Below are 18,598 nucleotides of genomic sequence, written 5' to 3'. Positions count from 1 at the left end.
CACCGTCGAGCGCGGCCCCGGAAATACGTGAAACGTCACGCAGACCCACCACGTTTACGTGAACCGTCACGGTTGCCGCCTCGGGGACACGAGGGCAACTCTTTCCTCCCTCGGGTCAACCCCGAGACACACGCCGCTCGCTGGTCGAGGCGCCCGCCGTCTGGACCAGTGAGTGCCGCAGTACCTCCGCGTCCTATCGAGTCTGCTCACGATGATCGATGCCGTTGCCTCGTACGCCAAGGAGTTCCCCATGGCACAGGAGCACTTCCCCCGGAGCCCCGGACGCTTCGCGTCGGCCGCTGCACCGCTCGGGAACACCGTCGAGGTGTTCCTACCCAGCGAACCGAAGCACGTCAAAACGTCTCGACGGGTGGCGGCGAGCGCGTTGGAGCGGTGGGGCGGTGTCCCCGCGAGGGTGGCGGACGACGCGGTCCTCATCGTGTCCGAGCTGGTGACGAACACGATCCTGCACGGGGGCGTCGATACCCACGAGGCTGTCGGGCTGCGTATCGAGGACACCGGAAACGAGCTGCTGATCGAGGTCACCGATGGGAACTCGCAGCCGGCCCAGGGGAAGGCCGTCGGGGGCACGGACACGGTAGCCCGCGGAGCTCTCCTGGTGACGCGGCTGGCCCGCGAATGGGGCAGCTGTAACGAGAACCGCACCACCTGGGCTCGGCTTGCAACTCACCGCCAGGAGCAGGCGTGCTGAACGCGTGGGCCGACGCCCCCTTCAAACGGCTGGGGACCTCGCGCGGGTCATGACGAGCGATACCCCCAAATTCGACTGACGTCGAACCCCTGGCCACAGCCGGACCGCCTCTGCGTGGGGTCGGCTGCCAGCACGTACCGAGTGTCCGCCGGCGCTGATTCCGCCGCCATCCAGACCGGGCCCTTCAATCGGTGATGCGGAATCACGGATGAGGGGTGGCGGCACACCGACAGGAGTGTGTGTCGCCCCGGCCGCCGAGTGGTCCGTCCCGACCCCGAACAGCGGCGGCCGGCCCCTCCCTGTCTCCTGCCCCCGCACAGCTCATCGGCGAAGGGGACCTGCATGCCCTACCTCGACCCGGCTGGTCTCGTCGTCCTGGTGCTCTTCGCGCTCGTGGCCCTCGCAGGCCCGTACGCCTCCCGCCGCTTCCGCCCCGCTACCCGATCCACGGTGCCCACCATGACCGATAGCTCCTCTGACCGCTCATCACCGCAGTCCGAGCCCGCTCAGCTCCACGCCATCCAGGACCGGCTGAAGGACGTCCTGGACGATGCTCCGGGCCGCCACGTCGTTTCCTTCGAACTGCCCTCCGGGTTGTCGGTGCTCTCCTACCAGGGCCCGATCGTGGGGCTGCCGGGGACGGAGTCGAGCGACCTGGCCACCGTCGGCATCATCCGTGAGGCTCTCGCCGACGCCGGGATCACCGCGGAGGTCGAACAGTGCTCCGCCAACCTCGCCTACCCCGGTATTCGCACGACGCTCCGCGACGTCGGGGACGCCGATCGGCTGGTTCGCCTGGTCCTCGACCGGATGCCGCAGCCGATCCTCGCCGCGCGAAGGCTGGCGCGGGTGCTCGCCGCGCACGGGTGTGTCTACGCCGACCGGGTGGAGGCGCGGGCGGGCAGGGTGTGGGACCTGCTGCTCACCCTGGACGACGTCCGTACCGTGCTCGGCACGCTCGGTGAGAGCTCAGAGGAGCTGAGCACGTACGGGGCCGAGTTGTACGGGCTGGCCGACCGTGTCGCTCAGGTCCTGCAGGACCGGCTCGGCGGCAAGGAGATCCGGATCAGCGCGTTCCCGTCCCGCGGTCAGCTGTGCAGTACGTGTCACGAGGAGATCCTGGCGGTCGAGCCGCTGTCACCCGAGCAGGCCGAAGCCCTGACAGCCGCGCTCGTCCGGACGCTGCCGGAGCCGTCGTGAAGGGCCGGCCCCAGCTGGAGCTGGTCCCCGCGGTCGCTCTGTGGAGCGACCAGAGCGTCGGCATCCCTCCCGTGTGCCTCGCCCCCGAAGGCATTCACCACCAGGGCCCCGAGGACCGGGAGATGGGGGTGCTGTGGCCGAGGGTCTCGGGCACGGCGACCGGAGCTCCCCGGTATGGGGACGTGAACCCCGTTCAGCAGCGCAAGGCCATGGCTGAGCTGCGGTGCCAGATCGGCATGGGGCCGGCCACCCGGTCGTCGCTGGGCGTGCTGTGGCTTCTGCCCGTGCCCGAAGGCACGGAGGACGACCCGGCGCGGGACTGGGAGGCGGGCGAGAACGTGATCGAACCGCCCACCTGCCTGTTCCACGCTCGCGCCTCGACGGCCAGGTGCCCCGAGCTGCGCCGGAACCACGAGGCGGTGTGGGCCGGCCGCTCCGAGCTGGTCGGTGTCGCGGGCGTCTACTACCCGCCCGACCGAGCGGAGCCGACCGAGCGGACGCTCGCCCTTGACGACCCGGACCTCGCCTCCGTGGTCGCCACCGCACTGGTCCGCTACCTGTGCGCCGTCACGCCCGTGGACCTGAGCGACCCCGGGCTCGACGCCTACGCGGTGCCGTGCGACGTGCAGTCCGGCAGCGCGCCCGCGGTCCGCTGTCCAGCGCGGCCGTCCCTCCCCCTGTTACCTGCCTCTCCCCTGGACGTGAAGTGATCACCTCTCTTCTGGTTCGCCGCCGCCAACCGGCGGACCCCTCCACCGCACAGACCGCGCGGATGCTGACGGAGGACATCGACCGGCTGCGGTCGGTGAAGGGCCGGCGGGCCCGCGTATCGGCCGAAGCAGTTGAGGACGCCTACCGCCTTGTGCACGCCTCGACCCAGCCGTGGCTCCGCCTGGCCCGGTCCCGGCACGCCGCGAGCGACTCGAAGGCCGACCGGGCCCGGTGGGAAGCGTGGATCGCGGCTCTTACCCCGCCGTCCCACGGCATCCGGGGCACCTGGTCCCAGGCGTGCCTCCTCGCCGAGGCGGGCCGCGAGATGTTGCGAGCCCTGCGCGAGACGCTCGTGCCCTGCCTCTCGGTCGGATCGGTCGCCCAGGAGATCCAACGGCGCGTCGAGCGCGGAACTGTGGCCCCGCCCGCCCGTACCCGCTGGCGCACGCTGGCGAAAGCGCTACGGGTCCCGGCCTCATACGTCGACCTGGCGCTCGTGGACCTGGCCGCGACCGGGCTGCTGGAGGTCCGCGCCGGCGGGCGCACCGTGTTCCCGTCCGCTGGTGGCCGGGGGACTGCGGCCGGCCGGAGGCAGGCCATCGCGATAGGCGCGAGCAGGGCGGGTGCGCCGTGAACGCCCGCGTGCCCGCGCTCGCCGAGTCGCCGCTGCCGCACCTGGAGCGGCAGGTCCTGGAGCTGATCGCCGAGGGGCACACGGACCAGGAGGTGGCAGACCGGCTCGGTCTGAAATCCGCGGCTCGCGTGCAGTACCGGCTGTCCCGGATCGCGCGCCACTTCCAGCTGGAGACGGTGGTTCGGCCGCAGCTTGTCGACCACGGCTACACCCGTGGGGTCGTGCCCGTCCCCGGCCTGCTCCAGCCGCTGCTTCTGGAGGCGAAGGCGTACGGTCTGGTCCGCGCGTTTGCCGCCGGCAGGTCGCTCCACGCGTACGCACGAAGCCAGGACCTGAAGCCCCACCACGTCCAGTACCTGCTGAAGACCACCCGGGCCAAGCTGGATGCCACGACGCACCCCTCGGTGATCCGACGTGCTTGGCAGCGGCAGATCCTCGGCCCGACACCGTTCGCCGCAGACCTGGCCAGCATGCACGACGAAGCCCCGCAGTCGGCAACAGGGCCCTGGGTGATCGTGCCGCTGCTCACCGGCTACCGCCTCGCGGGCCCGGCCGGTGGCCTCCACCGCACCCGGCACCTCGACGTCCCCGACCAGGAGGCGGCCAGCGCCGCCGCACGGTTCCTCTCCGGCCGCCCGGGCTTCGCCCCGCTGTGGATCGCCAAGCCCGCGCACCCGGGCCGCCCGTTCCGCGTCAGCTGGGGCAGACCGCCGTCGGCGGTCTGCCCGGAGCCCGGCGCCCTGTCGGCACGACCGCTCCAGCAGACCGGCATCCGCCTCCCTCAGCGCGCCTGACCGAAGCGGGCCCGTCCCTCTCCCCGTTCGCCTCCAGCAAGGACTTCACCCATGTGCGAGCACCCGACCCCCTGCCCGTCCGCCGACTCCCCCGACCGGGAGGCGGCCAAGCCGACCGCGAGCCACCCCGAGCAGGGCTGGACCCTCCTGTGCAACGGCGTGCTCCTGTTCGAGGACACCGGCGAGCTGCTGCCCGACGGACAGATCATCGCCCCGCACCGCCCCATGACAACGGCGGTGGCCGCGTGAGCGCCCTCCCCGCCATCCCCCACCAGCACACGGTCGACCGCGTGCCGCTCGTCGGCCCGCGGATCGAGGACCACGGCCTGCTGGACGATCAGAAGGGCAGTGCCCTGGTCCGCCGGGACGGCAGCATCGTCTGGCTGTGCATGCCTCGGTTCGACGACGCCGCCGTCTTCGCCGGCCTCCTGGGAACCGAGGACCACGGCTTCTGGCAGATCGCGCCCACCGTGCTCATGGACGGCGCCGCGATCCCCGCCTCCAGCCGCCAGTACACGGGCAACTCGCTGATCCTGCAGACCACGTGGAGCCACGGCGCCGCCAGCGTGGTCGTCTCCGACTTCATGGTGCCCAGCGGGGGCGCCCCGCGTCTGGTGCGGGTCGTGACCGGGCTCTCGGGCACGATGACGTTGCGGTCGCTGCTGCGGGCCCGCCCCGACTACGGAGCGACCGTGCCCCGGATCGTCGAGTTCGGCGGGCGCCACGCGATCGACCTGCCGGAGGGCGACGGCGGCCGGCTGTGGCACGACGCCACCGTCCCCGTGCACGTCGACCGCGCCGACCTCGTCTCGGAGTTCACCGTCACCGCCGGCCAGACGGTCACCTTCGGCCTCTCCTGGCGGGAGGGCGTGGACAGCCCGCCGCCCGTGCCCGCCGACGATTCCCTGCTGAAGTTCACCCTGGACTTCTGGGAGTCGTGGGCGGAGCGCTGCACCTACGCCGGCCCCGACCGAGAGGCGGTCGTGCGCTCCCTGCTCACCCTGGGCGCCCTCATCTACGCGCCCACGGGCGCGATCGTGGCCGCGCCGACGACCTCCCTGCCCGAGGAGATCGGCGGCGTCCGGAACTACGACTACCGCTACGCCTGGCTCAGAGACGGCGCGCTCACCGCCGGCGTGCTGCGCAAGTACGGCTATCTGCGCGAGGCGCTGGCCTGGGCGTGCTGGGCCGTGCAGGCCAGCCACGGCCAGGACCGGCGGCAGATCATGTACGGGGTCGGCGGCGAGAAGGAGCTGCCGGAGAAGGAGCTGGGCTGGCTCCCGGGATACGAGCGGTCCGCGCCGGTCCGCATCGGCAACGCCGCCGCGGACCAGCTCCAGGTCGACATCTACGGCGAACTCGCCGTCGAGCTCCACGAACTCGCCCAGGTGGAGACCAGCTGGTCCCGGCGCCTCGGTTCGGTCATCGTCGCGCTCGCCGAGGAGCTGGAGCAGATCTGGGACCGGCCCGACTCGGGCATCTGGGAGATGCGCGGGCCCCAGCGCCACTTCACCCACTCCAAGATCATGGCCTGGGCCACCTTCGACCGGGCCGTCCGCACCATCGAGGCCGGCCACGCCGACGGGCCGCTTAAGCGGTGGCGGGCGCTGCGCGACACCGTCCACGCCGAGGTGTGCGAGAAGGGCTTCGACGAGGACCTCGCCTCCTTCACCCAGTCGTACGGGTCGCGGGAGCTGGATGCCTCGCTCCTGCACGCCATGCTCGTGGGTTTCCTGCCCGCTGACGACAAGCGGGTGATCGGCACCATCGAGGCGGTCCAGCGTGACCTGGGCACCGACGACGGGTTCGTCCTGCGCTACCGCACCGTCGGCGCCGATGTCGGGGCCGACGGATTCCCCGGCGACGAGGGACGCTTCCTCATCTGCACCGGGTGGCTGGCCGAGGCTCTCGCCCTGATCGGCCGGCCCGACGACGCCCGCATCGTCCTCGACAGTCTCCTCGCCGTCCGCAACGGACTCGGACTGCTCGCCGAGGAGTACGACCCGCGCGCCGGCCGCCAGCTCGGCAACTTCCCGCAGGCGTTCACCCATGTCGGTCACCTCGGCGCGACCGCCGCACTCGCGGGCCTCGCCGCCTTCACCACGCCCCACCTGGTGGGAGCGGAGTCGTGACGGCCTGGACGCACGGCCGCTCGCTCGTGGGCGGATGGGACACACCGCCCTGGATGTCGGGCAGCAGCGAGACCCTTCGCGCGCGGTGCGGCGAGGACTTCACCGCGGTCCGCGTCCCGGCCGACCTCGCCCGTCCGGCGCTGACCGCACTGGGGCCGCGCACCGGGCCCGTGCTCGCCAACCGCACCACGCGGACGTGGCACTTCCTGCTGCCGCCCGACTCCCACCTCCCGGACGAGTGGCCCTACGGCGTCCGGGTCATGCCGGAGGGCGGGCCCATAGGCATCCCGCCACTAACGACGACCGGCGGCCGGGACGTTCACTGGGCCGTGCCCCCGGGCCGAGGTGTCACCTCACCCGCCGACCTTCACCGCGTCCTGAACGGCCCGTTTCTCCCGGCCGCCCTCGCCCCCGATCGGACGGAACCACAACTCCCCAGCAGGGCACCGGGCCGCGTCACCGCCCCGGCCAAACCGCGCCCGCTCACCCCGGCCCAGCTGACGGTCGGGCGACTGCTGCTCACCGGGGCCTCGGACACACAGATGGCCGAGGAACTGAACCTGCCCGTCGGGACCGTCCGCCAGCAACTGAACCGGATCGGACGCCGCTTCAACGCGCCCACCGCCGTCCGCAAGGCCGTCGCCCTACTCGCAGGCGGTCACATCGCTCCGCCTCCGGTCTCGATGCTGGCCCCCGAGCTTTCCCCGGCCGACCTCGCCGTCCTGCGCGTCCTGGCCGGCCTCGCCCCCGGCGACGTCCTCCCCGCCGAACTCCGGTCCAGCGACCCGTTCCTCGACCACGTCGACGAGCTGCGTGAACGGTGCGGGGCCCGCACCGACCCGCACCTCATCGCCCTGGCCGCCTTCTGGGGCCTCCTGCCCAGCCTCTTCAACCCGCCTCCGGAAAGGAGCAGCCGTGACCCGCAAGGCACGCTTACCCGCCCCCGCTACCAGAAGCGGGTGGTCCGCCTTCGATCTCCTCGAATCCGTCCCCGGCCTCATGATCCTCGGCATGAACGCCGTCGGTCTCGCCCTGGCCGGAAGCCTGGTCGCCGATGAGGTCGACAGCGCCCCTGAACTCGCCGCCGCGTCCGTGCCGGACCTGGAGCCGCACGCCGAAGAGCAGCCGCGGAACGACGCGGCCAACGCCACGGCCAGCAGCACCCACACCTACCGCTACGAACCCCAGGCGACGAGCCCCGCTCACCAGATCGCCCCGATGCCCGCCATGGACGAGGGAGTCCGGTGAAGGGTCGTCCCCTCTGCAGGTGGGGGGCCGTGTCTGTCAGCCGTCTACGCGGCGGTGCCGTCGGTGCGGATCGGTGCGGGCAGCACGCGCAGTCGCTCCGCGAGCTCGGCGCCGGCGCCGCTCGCCGCTGGGTCGAGGAGCCGAGCGAGACGGGCGAGACGGGTGCGCGCAGTGGCACGGAGCCGTGCAGGGGGGATGAGGTCGAGGATGTCCAGCGCACGCCCGGCCGCCTGTTCGGGGGTATCGCGGGCTTCGGCAAGGGCGAGAACGAGGGTGGCCGCCACCCATCCCGGAGTGTGCTCGGGGGCTGCCGCAATGGACGTTCGGGCGACTTCGGCGGCCCGGTCGTAGCGCTCCAGAGTCAGATGAGCCTCGGCGACGTGGAGACGGTGCTCGGCACGGTCGTAGCCGAAACGCCCGGGCAGCTCGACGGCGGACTGCATGATCTCGTCGCTCTCGCTGACGACCTCGTCCGCCCGGGACCGCTCTCCCAGAGCGGCGAGCGTCGGCAGCAGGGCCCAGCCCAGGAGCTGGGCGCGGCGCAGTCCGGCGGGGGCGTGCTGGAGACCGTGTTCGGCGTGTCCGCGGGCGTGGTCCCAGTCTCGGCGGGCGGTGGCGACCATGGCCAGGGCTCCGCTGGACCAGGCGGTGAGGGCAGCCTCGCCGGTGGATTGGCCGATGGCCCCCGCCAGGGTCAGGTGCGCGCGGGCTCCGGCCCGGTCGTCCAGGTGGTAGGCAAGGTTCCCCAGGAGCGCGGAGAGCCAGCCGACCTGCCGGCGCAGGTCGCGAGCGGTGTCCCTATCCGCGCTGCCCACCACGGTGGAGAGCAGGTTGCGGGTCGCGCGGACCTCGTCGTGCAGGGTGGACGGCGGGTGCTTGCTGTAGTTGAGGGCGTAGTGCTCCACCGCGGCCTCGGCAAGGGCGACGAGCGACGGCGAGCCCTCGGGCGCGTCCAGCACAGCCCACTGTACGGATTCACGAATGGCGGGCAGCCCGCTCGCGGTCGTCATGTATGCCTTTCGGTCGATGCCCTGTTCCTCACGCTGCCGCCGACCGTAGTCGACCGGCAGCGGGGCCGCGCACGTACTGCACCACAGGTGGTTCGTGGCGAGCCCAAGCTGGTCTGGGCGCGCTCCGTACGCCCGGGAGATCATGATCCGGTACTCGTCGCCGGGCTGCGCCTGCCCGTGCTCGTACCGGCACAACAGCGCCTGCGACAAGGCCGGCGGCAGCAGGTCGTCCTCCAGGTAGACCCGGGAGACTTCCCGAATCGCCTGTGCCCGGGACCATCCCAGAGCCAGCCGCCACGCTTCCAGCGCCGTGAGCTCGGGCAGCGCCGCCCGGAGCACAGTGACGGTCCGCTCCTGGCTGTCGCCGTCACGCTGGCACTGAGCCCGCAGCCGGGTCGCTTCACGCTGGATCTCCGCCCGACGCGCTCGCGTTACCTTCCCCACCGTCCGTCCCTCCGTCGCGCTCCGCCACATCCTCGGCCCTTCGGGCACGGACACGCATTGACCGAAGCAGTCAATGTTCGTACGGCGCACCGTCAATGACGCTCCCTCAGCAGAGGTCGCATCGTAGGAACCAGCGCTCCAACCGCCCTGTGCGACACCACCTCACCGAACCAGCCCACCGCCGCAGGTGGGCCGGGCTTGCCGCGCTCGGAGAGACGCGTCCGCCGGCCGCGCGGGGCCCACCGGCACCGTTGGAATCCGTCCAGGAAAGCACTTCACGAGCACCGCGTCAGAGAGCCACAGCCCTCATCCCCTCCATCACGAGAAGGGACTCCCGTGGAGACCGCACCCATTCCCCTGCCGTCCGGCAGGTTCACCATCGGCAAGACGTTCGACTTCGAGGCGGGCCACCGCCTCGCCAGCCTCCCGTCCGAGCACAAGTGCTCCCGGCAGCACGGCCACACCTACGAGGTCGAGGTCGTCCTGTCCGCGGCCTCCCTCCAGGGGCCGGGATTCGTGACGGACTTCGGAGACCTCAGTCCGTTCAAGCGGTACCTCGACAGCGAGCTCGACCACCACAACCTGCACGAGGTCTTCGACTTCGAGCCGACGTCCGAGCTGCTGGCGCAGCACTTGGCGGCCTGGTTCATCGCGAACATGCCGCCGGAAATCGGTAGGCAGTTGGTCGCGGTCCGCGTCCGCGAGACCCGGCGAAGCTGGGCCCGCTTCGAGGTGGCCAGCTCGTGATTGCCCCACCGACGGAGGTGCACGAGGCATCGGGGCCGGAGCTGATCGTCGCCGAGCGCTTCGGGGTCGAAGTGCCCACCTTCCAGGGCGAGGGCCCGAGTTGTGGGCACCCGGCGATCTTCATCCGCCTGTCGCGCTGCAACCTGACCTGCAGGGCGTGCGACACGAAGGAGACGTGGGACTGGAGTCGGTTCGACCCGCGGGAGGTCTCGACGAGGCAGTCCGTTCAGGATCTGGTGTCGTGGGTGAAGTCGTCGCCAGTAGAGCTGGTGGTCATCACGGGCGGCGAGCCGCTGATCCAGCAGCGGAACCTGGCCCCCTTGGTCCAGCGGCTGCTGGAGGAGGGCCGGCGGGTCGAGTTCGAGACCAACGGCACGGTCATGCCCGACCCCGCCCTGCTGGTCGCCGGCGTCCGGTTCAACGTGTCGCCGAAGCTGGCGAGCTTCGGGATGGACGAGGCCAAGAGCATCGTGCCGTCCGTCCTGCGTGCGCTCGCCGAATCCGGACAGGCGGCCTTCAAGTTCGTCGCCTCCTCCGTCACCGACGTCGACCGGATCGCCGAGCTGGTTGACCGGCACGGGCTCGCCCCGGTGTGGGTGATGCCGGAGGGCACCACCGCGGAGGCGATCACATCGACGACCCGGGTCCTCGCGGACGCGGTCGCAGCCAGGCACTGGCACCTCACCACCAGGCTCCACGTCCTGGCCTTCGTCGATCCCAATGGCCGCTGACCAGGCACCCAGCCCATCCGACCCCCTCTTCTCCTGCGAAAGCGAGATCCCACATGACGAGTACCACCGTCGCCCCGCCCACGTCGGCGGTGCCCCGCCAGCCGCGGCCCGGCATCCACACCGACAGGGTCGCCGACCTCATCAGCCAGCTGCTGGTCGAGCTGGGCGAGGACCCGCAGCGGGACGGTCTGGCCGAGACGCCGAAGCGTGTCGCGGCCTGGTGGAACGACTTCCTCTCCCGGGGTGGCGCGCCGGCGGCCACCCGCTTCACCGAGCCGCAGTTGGCCGGCCAGCTGGTCGTGGTGGGCGGCATGAGCGTCTGGTCGCTCTGTGAGCACCACATGATCCCCATGAACCTGCAGGTCGCAGTCGGCTACCTGGCGGAGGGCGAGGTGGTGGGGTTGTCCAAGTTCGGCCGCGTCGCCGAGCACTTCGCCGGCAGGCTGCAGGTCCAGGAGCGCTACACCCGTGAGGTCGCCGAGCACCTCGCCGGTGTGATCGGCCGCGAGGACATCGCGGTCTCCGTGCGGGGCGTTCACCTGTGCATGAGCATGCGCGGGGTGCGGATGGAGGAAGCCCGCACCACGACCCTGCACTCCGGTGGGCGCTTCGCCACGGACCCGGTCCTCAGCCAGCAGTTTCTCCTCCTCGCGACCAGCCAGTTGAACGCGGCCCGATACCTGCGAGCGGACCTAGAGGAGGTGTAAGGCATGAGCGCATCCCCCGTGCCGGCGCCTGAGGACGCTGACCAGGCGGGCCCGCTGTACCTGGCCTGGGACGACATCGGGCTCGCGACGACGGCGCTCGCCCAGCAGGCCCTGGCCGCCGGTGTGCCGCAGGCCGTGGTGGGGATCGTGCGCGGCGGCCTGATCCCCGCCGTGTGGATCGCCCACCGGCTCGGCGTCCACGACGTCCGGACGGTCGAGGTCACCCGCACCACCAGCGACGCCGTCAACGCCGCCAAGGCCCCCCTGCCGGCCGTGCGCAACCCCGCGTCGCTCGGCAACCTCGCCGGCCTGGACGTGCTGCTCGTCGACGACATCGCCGGCAGCGGCACCACCCTGGCCCACACGGCCCAGATGGTGCGCGACCTCGGACCCGCCCGGGTGCGTACCGCGGTCCTCGCCGTGAACCGGGCCAACTGGCCCGCGGGGTCCGAGCCACACGACCGGATCGACCACATCGCCCGACTGACGACCACCTGGGTCGTCTTCCCTTGGGAGGAACAGCATGACCAGCGCTGACCTGGACGAGCAGTACCGTACGAGGCCCGGCACACCGATGATCGGCCCGTACAGCACCAACCAGATGGACGACTTCTACGCCGCGCTCGCCCGCGGTGAAGCCAAGCCGTCCGGCCTGATGAACCTGATGCAGCACCTCATCGCCACGGAGCGGTGTGCGGAGGGCGCGAACGTGCTCGACGTGTGCTGCGGACGCGGGCTGGCCCTCCCTCTGCTGCACCGGTACGCGCCGAAGATCGGCCGTTACGTCGGCCTCGACATCAGCTCGGCCAACCTCGCCGAGGCGCGCTCGCGGCTGGTCGAGCTGCGGAAGGAGTACGGCGTCCTGTTCCCGCTCGAATTCGTCGAGTGCGACGTGTCCGAGCCGTGGCCGCAGCTGCCGCCGTTCGACGTCGCGATCTACACCTCCGCGCTGGAGCACCTCCCGTACGAGCTCGGGGTGAAGAGCCTGGCCGCCACCGGCGCCGCGCTCGCCCCGGGCGGGGTGCTGTACCTGTCGACCCCGCAGGCGTTCGGCCCTCCGCCGCGTCCGCTGCAGTACCGCGTCCACGTCTACGAGTGGTCGTGCGAGGAGGTCGTGAGCGCGGTCGAGGACGCCGGCTTGGTCGTGGAGGACGTGATGGGGCTGCTGCCGCCCGAGCCGGACGAGGTGGCCACCGAGCTCGCCGAGCGGTACGGGACCGGCGCGGTCGACTGGTACCGCGACCTGGCCGCCCGCGTGCCGAAGGCGCTGCTGGACACGGTGTCCTCCGTGATGGTGCCCGACCGGGCGACCGAGCTGCTCTTCGTGTGCCGGAGGCCGGCATGACCGCCCGTACGGTTCCGCGGCCCCGACAGGCGGCCTGGGAGGAACGGGGCCGGCCGCTGTGGGTGAGCGTGGAGGGCATCAACGGGGTCGGGAAGACCACCGCCGCCCGGGCCACGGCCTCCGCCCTGGGTTCGCGATGCCTGCTGCTGGACGAGCTGACCGACCAGGCCGCCGACACGCTGCCCGGCCGGGTGATCACGGCCCTCTCTGCGGCGGAGGACGTCTGTCTGCGGACCGGGCACCCGGTCGTGGAGACGCTGGCGCTGCTGGCGATGAAGTTCCGGGAGGTCGAGCGCCTCACGCCCGAGCTGCTGGCCGGCGTCGACGTGATCGTCGAGGACCGGGGCGTGGACAGCGTGGCCGTGTGCCAGGGAGCGATCCTGCACACCGAGCACCCGGCCACGCCGGCCCGGGCGGTGGCCGACCAGATCCTGGCCACCGCCCGGCGCTGGCGCCCGATGCCGGACGCCACGCTCCTGCTGACCGGCGACCGGGAGACGTGCGTGGCTCGGTTCGCCGCCCGGATCGGCCGCACCGTCCCGCCCGACGCCCAGGAGATCATCGAGCAGACCGAGCACCTCTACCGGGAGCTGGCCGCCGCCGAGCCGGAGCGGTACACGGTGATCGACGTGACCGGCTACGCCCCGGAGGAAACCGGGAAGGCCGTCGAGGCCGCCGTCCTCGCGGTCGTGGAGCGCCGGGAGGTACACCGTGCCTCGTGACATCACCCTGCTGTGGGCGCTGCGCTCCCCGTGCTCCTTCGCCTGCCCACACTGCTACTTCGGGGAGCTGGACGAGCACAAGAAGGCCCTTCCCGAGGGACCCGGCGTGTTGTCCCACATCCCCGTCCGCGACCTCGACCGCACCGTGCTGGAGGCGTTCGCCCGGACGCTGGCCGACTCGCCGGTCGAACGGGTCGTCCTCGCCGGCGGCGAGCCGCTGGACTGGCTGCCCACCCTCAGCCTGATCAAGACGATCAAGGACGCCGGGTGTGACGTCGTCGTGGCGACCAACGGCGTGCCGCTGACCCGGCCCGGCATCGCCCGACGGCTCGTCGACCTCGGCGTCGACGGCGTCTCGGTGTCTCTGGACAGCGCGGATGCGGCCACGAACGACCGGCTGCGGCCCTCACGGTCCGGGCGGGTCGGACACCGCGAGGTCCTGGCCGGCATCCGCACCCTGCTCGACGAGCGGGGCTCCGGTCCGGGGCCCCGGGTCGGCATCTACACCGTGGTCATGCGCGACCGCCCTCAGGAGATCACCGACGTCGCCCGGCTCGCTGCGGACATCGGCGTCGACTACTACGTGCCGCAGCCCATCTCCCTCCCGGCCGACCACAAGCTCTTCGCCGAGCGCTGCCACACCGCCGAGGATGTCCCCGCCGTCGAAGACCAGCTGCGTCGCCTCCAGGAGGACCCGCGCGGGCTCACCCTCCCCGGCCCCTCCTACACGCGGCAGTTCCTCGCCTCGATCGCCACCCAGGACAGCGGTCGGGTCGAGGACTGCTTCGGCGGGGCGCAGTTGTTCTTCATCCAGCCCGACGGGTCGCTGTGGGACTGCCCCTCCGACCGCCGGATTGCCGCCACCGCCGCCTCCGAACAGCGCAGCATCGTCGGCGACGACGCGAGGACCCTGTTCACCGACCGCCCGGCGTGCACGGACTGCTCGCACTTCTCCAGGGACTGCGTGAACATGGGCCCGCTCGTGCTCGGCATGCCGCGTCTCCTCGCCCGGGAGGCAACGTGACCGCCCTGCCACCGGTCCCTGCGGCGGAAGGACTGGGCGAGGGCATGCTGGCCGCGCTGGCCGGCATGCCCGACGCCGCCGGGGCGTCGTTCGCCGACCGGTTCGAGCAGGACCTCACCGAGAGGTTCACCAGCCGGCACGCGGTCGCGGTGTCCTCCGGCACGACGGCGCTGCACGCCGCGCTGTCCGCCGTCGGAGTCGGGCCGGGCGACGAAGTCCTGGTGCCGGCCCTCACCGTCGTCATGACCACCGCGCCGCTCGCCCAGCTCGGCGCGACCCCGGTCTTCGTCGACAGCGACCCCGACACCCTCGACCTGGACTTCGACGACGCCACCGCGAAGGTGACGGCCCGGACGAAGGCGATCGTCCCGGTCCACCTGTGGGGCAGGATGGGCGACCCTGCCAGCCTCCGCTCGTTCGCCGCGGAGCACGGGCTGGCCGTGGTCGAGGACGCCGCCCAGGCCGCCGGGTCGTCACGCGGCGGCGTTCCGGCAGGCGCGGTCGGCGATACCGGCTGTTTCAGCATGAAGGACGGCAAGATCCTCTGGAGCGGCGAGGGCGGATACGTCCTGACCGACGGCTCGGCTCTCGCCGCCCACGTCCGGGCCTTCCGCGGCCACTGGCTGACGCCCCCTCCCGGTGGCCGCCCTCAAGAACGGCTCGCGGTCAACGCACGCCTGGCCGAGCCGCTCGCGGCACTCGCCCAGGCCAACCTGCGCAGGTTCCCCGACCTGCTGGAGCGCCGCCGCGCCCAAACCGGCTACCTGCTCCAGGCGCTGGCCGCTGCCCGCGGTCTCACGCCGCTGCGGCCGGCGAAGGACGAGGCATGGAACCACTACGCCCCGCTCCTGCGCATCAGCCTGCCGGCACCACGGGCCTTCGCCGAGCACCTCGCACGGCAGGGAGTGCCGAGTTCCACCGGCACCTTCCGGCTCGTGCCGTGCGACACCCGGCCCATGTTCGCCACCAACGACCGAGCCCTGTGCCGCGGTGCCGCCGAGGTCCTCGACCGCACCCTCGCCCTCGTTCTCACCGAGCGCGACGACGAAGCGGTCCTCGACCGCTACGCCGCCGCCATCACCCGGGAGGCCACCGCATGGCGCGCATGACCGGCGACCCGAACCGATCCGCCGGCGGCGTTCCCGCCGGCGGCCCGCCGTCCTCGTCTGCGAACGGAAACCGCATGACCACCAAACGCTCCCTGTGCAGCCGTGGCCCGCTGATCTCCGCTGAGGGCCTCAACGGCGTCGGCAAGACCTACCTCACCAACCGCGCCGTCGAAGCCATCGAGACGAAGCCGCTGATGCTGGACGAGTTCTCCCAGCGGGCGAACGGGCGCCCGGGCCTGGGCGAAGCGCTCCTCCAGTCCCTGCGCGAGGCCAGCGCCGGGGACCCGTTCCTGCGCGGCGGCACCCCGATGGCCGAGGCGCTGCTCCTCATGGCCATCAAGCGGCACGACCTGGACACCGTCCTGCCCGACCTGGCCCGCGGGCAGACCGTCGTCGAAGGCCGCAGCGTGGACACCACCGCCGTGTGCCAGGCGCTGCTGCTGCACCCCGACGACCCGGACGCCGCGCTGAAGACGGCGGTCGACCTGCTGGGCCTCGCCTCCTCCTACCGGCCGCTGCCCGACCTCACGATCCTCGTCACCGACGACGCCTCGAAGGCCCTGGAGCGTGCGCAGCGGCGCGACCGGTGCGTCTTCACCGACGAGCAGGCGGAGTTCATGCGCGGGGCGTGCGTGCTCTTCGAGCGTCTCGCCGCCACCGACCCGGCCCGTTACCGCGTCGTGGACCGGCGCCACGTCGACGAGTACGAGGCGGCCGGCCTGATCCGGCAGTGGATCGAGAGCGCCAGCGGCGATCTCGCGTGTCTGGTGGAGCCGTGGCAGGGGCCGGGCGCGGGCTGCATGTTCTGCGGGCAGCCCACGAAGGCCGAGGCGGCATGAGCACCGCCGCCCGTCTGCCGCTCTGCCCGGCCGACCGGTCCGCAGGGACCCAGTGTTCCCCGTCGGTCCCCGAGGGGGTGGAGGCTCTGATCCTCGACTTCGACGGCGTCCTCGCCGACACCGTCGGCCGGCACGAGGCCGCGCTGCGAGCGGCCCTGCGGCCGTACGGTGTCGACCTGGACTCCGGCTGGTACGGCCGGCACGTCGGCCTGTCCATCCACGACCTCCTGGCGGCGCTGCCCGGCGGCCGGTCGCTGCCCCACGACGAGATCGTCCAGCGCAGCCGCGGGCATCTGCTGGCCTCGATGCACACGATCACGCCCATCCCGTGCGTCGTGGAGCTGCTGGGGCAGGCCCGGCGTGCCAGGGTGCCGTGCGCCGTAGCGTCGGGCGCCAGCCGGCTGCTCGTCGACCCGGGGCTCGACGCCCTGGGCCTGCACGAGGCGTTCGCGGCCGTGGTCCGGCGTGAGGACGTCGTCCACGGCAAGCCGGATCCCGAGCTGTTCCTCACCGCCGCCCGCCGCCTGGGCACCGCGCCGGACCACTGCCTCGCGGTCGACGACGCCGCCGACGGCATCGCCTCCGCCCGCGCCGCCGGCATGCAGGTGATCAGGGTGGTCGGCGGCCACCTGACGCCCGTCGGTGAACAGGCGGTGCAGCCCGTCGCATCGCCCCGATCCACCGAGCCCATCCGATGACGGCACGACGCCGTCCGACCCGGGGAGCATGATGCCCGTCCTGCACTCGACCAAGAATCTGCACGTCATCGAGGAGCCGACCGCGACGCGTGAAGGCGTCGGCGTCTTCGAGTACACCGACCACTACACCGTCTTCCACTACGGCCGGATGCCGGATCCGATCCCCGGCAAGGGCGAAGCGACCTGCCGAATGGCGGCCTTCAACTTCGCGCTGCTGGAGGAGGCCGGCGTACGGACGCACTTCCGCCGGTTCATCGCACCGAACCGGATCGAGTTCACCCTCGCGCGCCTTCCGGAGCAGGTCCGCCGGCCCCTCACGCCCGCTCGCGGCAGCTACCTGCTTCCCCTCCAGGTGCTCTTCCGCAACGAGCTCCCGCCAGGCAGCTCCGTCCACCGGCGCCTCGCCGCCGGCGACCTCACCCCGGCCGACGTCGGTCTCGCCGCTGTCCCCGCGGTCGGCGCGAAGCTGGAGCGACCGGTCATCGAGTACGCGACGACCCGGGACGACGTGAACCGCTTCATCACCTCCGGCGAGGCCCAGCGCCTCGCGGGTCTGGACGACGAGCGGTTCGCGGCCCTGCGGGAGATCACGTTCAAGGTCAACACGGTGCTGACCGACCACGCCGCCAAGCTCGGGCTGAGCCACTGCGACGGCAAGGCCGAGTACCTGGTGACCAGCGACAAGCAGCTGGTCCTCGCCGACAGCCCCGGCACGCCGGACGAGAGCCGCCTGATGTTCGCCGGTGTCCACTGCGGCAAGCAGATCCTGCGCGACTGGTACGTCAATACGGGCAACGAGGTGCCGGTCAGCAGGCTGATCGCCGCCGGTGTGCCCAGGGACCGGTGGCCGCAGCCCGTCTCGCTGCCGCCCGAGTACGTGGCGGTGATGACGGACCTGTACCAGTCCCTGAGCGAGACCTGGACCGGAGAGCGGCGCTGGAGCGCTCCGGATATGGAGACCGCGACCCAGGCCGTCACCGACCTCGTCGGCCGATGACCGCGCGCCCCGGCGGCCGGAACCCCAGGCGTGCCCCCAGCCCAGCCGCGGTCCGAGGCAGAACGTGACGTACGTGAAAGGAGAACTCATGGGCAGCTTGACCCAGGACCCCGCCTTCCGGGCCACGACGTTCGTCGTCATCGACTTCGAGACGACGACCCCCACCGGTTACCCGGCCCAGCCCATCGAGGTCGCCGCGCTCGCCCTGCGGTTCGAGGACGGCGCATGGGCGGAGACCGGCCGCTACACGTCCCTGATCCGGCCTCCCGAGTTCGCCCCCGTGACCCCGGCGGACACCGCTCAGACCGGGCTGACCGCCGAACAGCTCCAGCAGGCTCCCACCCCGGCCGAAGCACTGGGAGCGCTGGACCAGCGACTTACGGCCGGCACCCCGTATCTGCTGGTGGCCCAGCACGCGGCCACCGAGGCGAACGTCCTCCACCACCAGGCCGAGCACAGCCCGACGCTGGCCAGGACGGACTTCCTCGACACGATCCCGCTGGCCAAACACCTCATCCCGAACCTTCCGAACTACAAACTCGACACGCTGCTGGCCCACTTCGGCATCTCGCAACCCAAGGACCGGCACCGGGCCCCGGCCGACGTCGACGTCACCGCGAAGGTCTTCCTGCGCCTCATCGACGCCGCAGACGAGGACCCCCGGTTCGCCAACCTCGCGGCCCTGGTGAAGACCGCCGGCCGCACCGCCAAAGCCAACCTCCCCGTGCAGGCCGGTCTCTTCGACGTCTGACCGCCCGGCGCACGAACCGCCGTACGACCGACCCGAGAAAGGA

At 72.0% G+C, this 18,598-nt stretch carries 22 protein-coding genes; 21 read left to right on the top strand and 1 reads right to left on the bottom strand.

Annotated elements, in window-relative coordinates:
* The first annotated feature begins 211 nt into the window (after window positions 1–211).
* From ACGF1Z_RS27315 to ACGF1Z_RS27275, 9 genes are all read left to right on the top strand, one after another.
* On the top strand, window positions 212–712 hold the full coding sequence (locus tag ACGF1Z_RS27315; protein WP_393008388.1) for an ATP-binding protein: 501 nt from the start codon (window positions 212–214) through the stop codon (window positions 710–712).
* Window positions 713–1,054: 342 nt separating this feature from the next.
* Window positions 1,055–1,912 (top strand): hypothetical protein, encoded by an 858-nt coding sequence (locus ACGF1Z_RS27310; protein ID WP_393008386.1) that lies wholly within the window; start codon window positions 1,055–1,057, stop codon window positions 1,910–1,912.
* Window positions 1,909–2,622, top strand: a complete 714-nt coding sequence (locus ACGF1Z_RS27305; protein WP_393008384.1) for a hypothetical protein — start codon at window positions 1,909–1,911, stop codon at window positions 2,620–2,622. Before ACGF1Z_RS27310 ends, ACGF1Z_RS27305 begins: the two co-directional genes overlap by 4 nt.
* A gap of 62 nt (window positions 2,623–2,684) precedes the next feature.
* Window positions 2,685–3,257 carry a hypothetical protein gene (locus ACGF1Z_RS27300; RefSeq protein ID WP_393008382.1) on the top strand — a complete coding sequence of 191 codons (573 nt, stop codon included), beginning with the start codon at window positions 2,685–2,687 and terminating at the stop codon, window positions 3,255–3,257.
* Window positions 3,254–4,051 carry a hypothetical protein gene (locus ACGF1Z_RS27295; RefSeq protein ID WP_393008380.1) on the top strand — a complete coding sequence of 266 codons (798 nt, stop codon included), beginning with the start codon at window positions 3,254–3,256 and terminating at the stop codon, window positions 4,049–4,051. The genes ACGF1Z_RS27300 and ACGF1Z_RS27295 overlap by 4 nt, the downstream gene beginning before the upstream one ends.
* Before the next feature lie 51 nt (window positions 4,052–4,102).
* On the top strand, window positions 4,103–4,300 hold the full coding sequence (locus ACGF1Z_RS27290) for a DUF5999 family protein (RefSeq protein ID WP_393008378.1): 198 nt from the start codon (window positions 4,103–4,105) through the stop codon (window positions 4,298–4,300).
* Between the two features lie 41 nt (window positions 4,301–4,341).
* The gene (locus ACGF1Z_RS27285) at window positions 4,342–6,183 is read left to right on the top strand and encodes a glycoside hydrolase family 15 protein (protein WP_393008490.1); all 1,842 of its coding nucleotides are present in this window, start codon (window positions 4,342–4,344) and stop codon (window positions 6,181–6,183) included.
* A complete protein-coding gene (locus ACGF1Z_RS27280) occupies window positions 6,180–7,241 on the top strand; it encodes a hypothetical protein (protein WP_393008376.1) in 1,062 nt (353 codons plus the stop codon). Before ACGF1Z_RS27285 ends, ACGF1Z_RS27280 begins: the two co-directional genes overlap by 4 nt.
* The gene (locus ACGF1Z_RS27275; protein WP_393008374.1) at window positions 7,195–7,431 is read left to right on the top strand and encodes a hypothetical protein; all 237 of its coding nucleotides are present in this window, start codon (window positions 7,195–7,197) and stop codon (window positions 7,429–7,431) included. Before ACGF1Z_RS27280 ends, ACGF1Z_RS27275 begins: the two co-directional genes overlap by 47 nt.
* A gap of 44 nt (window positions 7,432–7,475) precedes the next feature.
* Here the strand turns inward: ACGF1Z_RS27275 and ACGF1Z_RS27270 are convergent, their stop codons facing one another.
* The gene (locus ACGF1Z_RS27270) at window positions 7,476–8,885 is read right to left on the bottom strand and encodes a Twin-arginine translocation pathway signal (protein ID WP_393008372.1); all 1,410 of its coding nucleotides are present in this window, start codon (window positions 8,883–8,885) and stop codon (window positions 7,476–7,478) included.
* A gap of 336 nt (window positions 8,886–9,221) precedes the next feature.
* On the opposite strand from ACGF1Z_RS27270, the gene ACGF1Z_RS27265 reads away from it, so the two are divergent.
* From ACGF1Z_RS27265 to ACGF1Z_RS27210, 12 genes are all read left to right on the top strand, one after another.
* On the top strand, window positions 9,222–9,632 hold the full coding sequence (locus ACGF1Z_RS27265) for a 6-pyruvoyl tetrahydropterin synthase family protein (protein ID WP_393008370.1): 411 nt from the start codon (window positions 9,222–9,224) through the stop codon (window positions 9,630–9,632).
* Window positions 9,629–10,363: a 7-carboxy-7-deazaguanine synthase QueE gene (locus ACGF1Z_RS27260; RefSeq protein ID WP_393008368.1), complete on the top strand. Its 735-nt coding sequence runs from the start codon at window positions 9,629–9,631 to the stop codon at window positions 10,361–10,363. The genes ACGF1Z_RS27265 and ACGF1Z_RS27260 overlap by 4 nt, the downstream gene beginning before the upstream one ends.
* 53 nt (window positions 10,364–10,416) lie before the next feature.
* On the top strand, window positions 10,417–11,070 hold the full coding sequence (gene folE, locus ACGF1Z_RS27255; protein ID WP_393008366.1) for a GTP cyclohydrolase I: 654 nt from the start codon (window positions 10,417–10,419) through the stop codon (window positions 11,068–11,070).
* A 3-nt stretch (window positions 11,071–11,073) separates the two neighbouring features.
* The gene (locus ACGF1Z_RS27250) at window positions 11,074–11,607 is read left to right on the top strand and encodes a phosphoribosyltransferase (protein WP_393008364.1); all 534 of its coding nucleotides are present in this window, start codon (window positions 11,074–11,076) and stop codon (window positions 11,605–11,607) included.
* On the top strand, window positions 11,594–12,415 hold the full coding sequence (locus ACGF1Z_RS27245) for a class I SAM-dependent methyltransferase (protein WP_393008362.1): 822 nt from the start codon (window positions 11,594–11,596) through the stop codon (window positions 12,413–12,415). Before ACGF1Z_RS27250 ends, ACGF1Z_RS27245 begins: the two co-directional genes overlap by 14 nt.
* Window positions 12,412–13,137: a thymidylate kinase gene (locus ACGF1Z_RS27240; RefSeq protein ID WP_393008360.1), complete on the top strand. Its 726-nt coding sequence runs from the start codon at window positions 12,412–12,414 to the stop codon at window positions 13,135–13,137. The genes ACGF1Z_RS27245 and ACGF1Z_RS27240 overlap by 4 nt, the downstream gene beginning before the upstream one ends.
* The gene (locus ACGF1Z_RS27235; RefSeq protein ID WP_393008358.1) at window positions 13,127–14,161 is read left to right on the top strand and encodes a radical SAM protein; all 1,035 of its coding nucleotides are present in this window, start codon (window positions 13,127–13,129) and stop codon (window positions 14,159–14,161) included. Before ACGF1Z_RS27240 ends, ACGF1Z_RS27235 begins: the two co-directional genes overlap by 11 nt.
* Window positions 14,158–15,270, top strand: a complete 1,113-nt coding sequence (locus tag ACGF1Z_RS27230; protein WP_393008356.1) for a DegT/DnrJ/EryC1/StrS family aminotransferase — start codon at window positions 14,158–14,160, stop codon at window positions 15,268–15,270. Before ACGF1Z_RS27235 ends, ACGF1Z_RS27230 begins: the two co-directional genes overlap by 4 nt.
* Window positions 15,271–15,344: 74 nt before the next feature.
* Window positions 15,345–16,109, top strand: coding sequence for a thymidylate kinase (locus ACGF1Z_RS27225; protein ID WP_393008354.1), 765 nt, complete (start codon window positions 15,345–15,347; stop codon window positions 16,107–16,109).
* A complete protein-coding gene (locus tag ACGF1Z_RS27220; protein WP_393008352.1) occupies window positions 16,106–16,807 on the top strand; it encodes an HAD family hydrolase in 702 nt (233 codons plus the stop codon). Before ACGF1Z_RS27225 ends, ACGF1Z_RS27220 begins: the two co-directional genes overlap by 4 nt.
* Before the next feature lie 28 nt (window positions 16,808–16,835).
* Window positions 16,836–17,804 (top strand): phosphoribosylaminoimidazolesuccinocarboxamide synthase, encoded by a 969-nt coding sequence (locus ACGF1Z_RS27215; RefSeq protein WP_393008350.1) that lies wholly within the window; start codon window positions 16,836–16,838, stop codon window positions 17,802–17,804.
* 88 nt (window positions 17,805–17,892) lie between these two features.
* On the top strand, window positions 17,893–18,555 hold the full coding sequence (locus ACGF1Z_RS27210; RefSeq protein WP_393008348.1) for a PolC-type DNA polymerase III: 663 nt from the start codon (window positions 17,893–17,895) through the stop codon (window positions 18,553–18,555).
* Window positions 18,556–18,598: the final 43 nt, after the last annotated feature.

Source organism: Streptomyces sp. NPDC048018, from assembly GCF_043202995.1.
Lineage (GTDB): Bacteria > Actinomycetota > Actinomycetes > Streptomycetales > Streptomycetaceae > Streptomyces.
The sequence above is the reverse complement of the archived record's forward strand: the minus strand, read 5'-3'. Positions and strand labels throughout refer to the sequence as shown.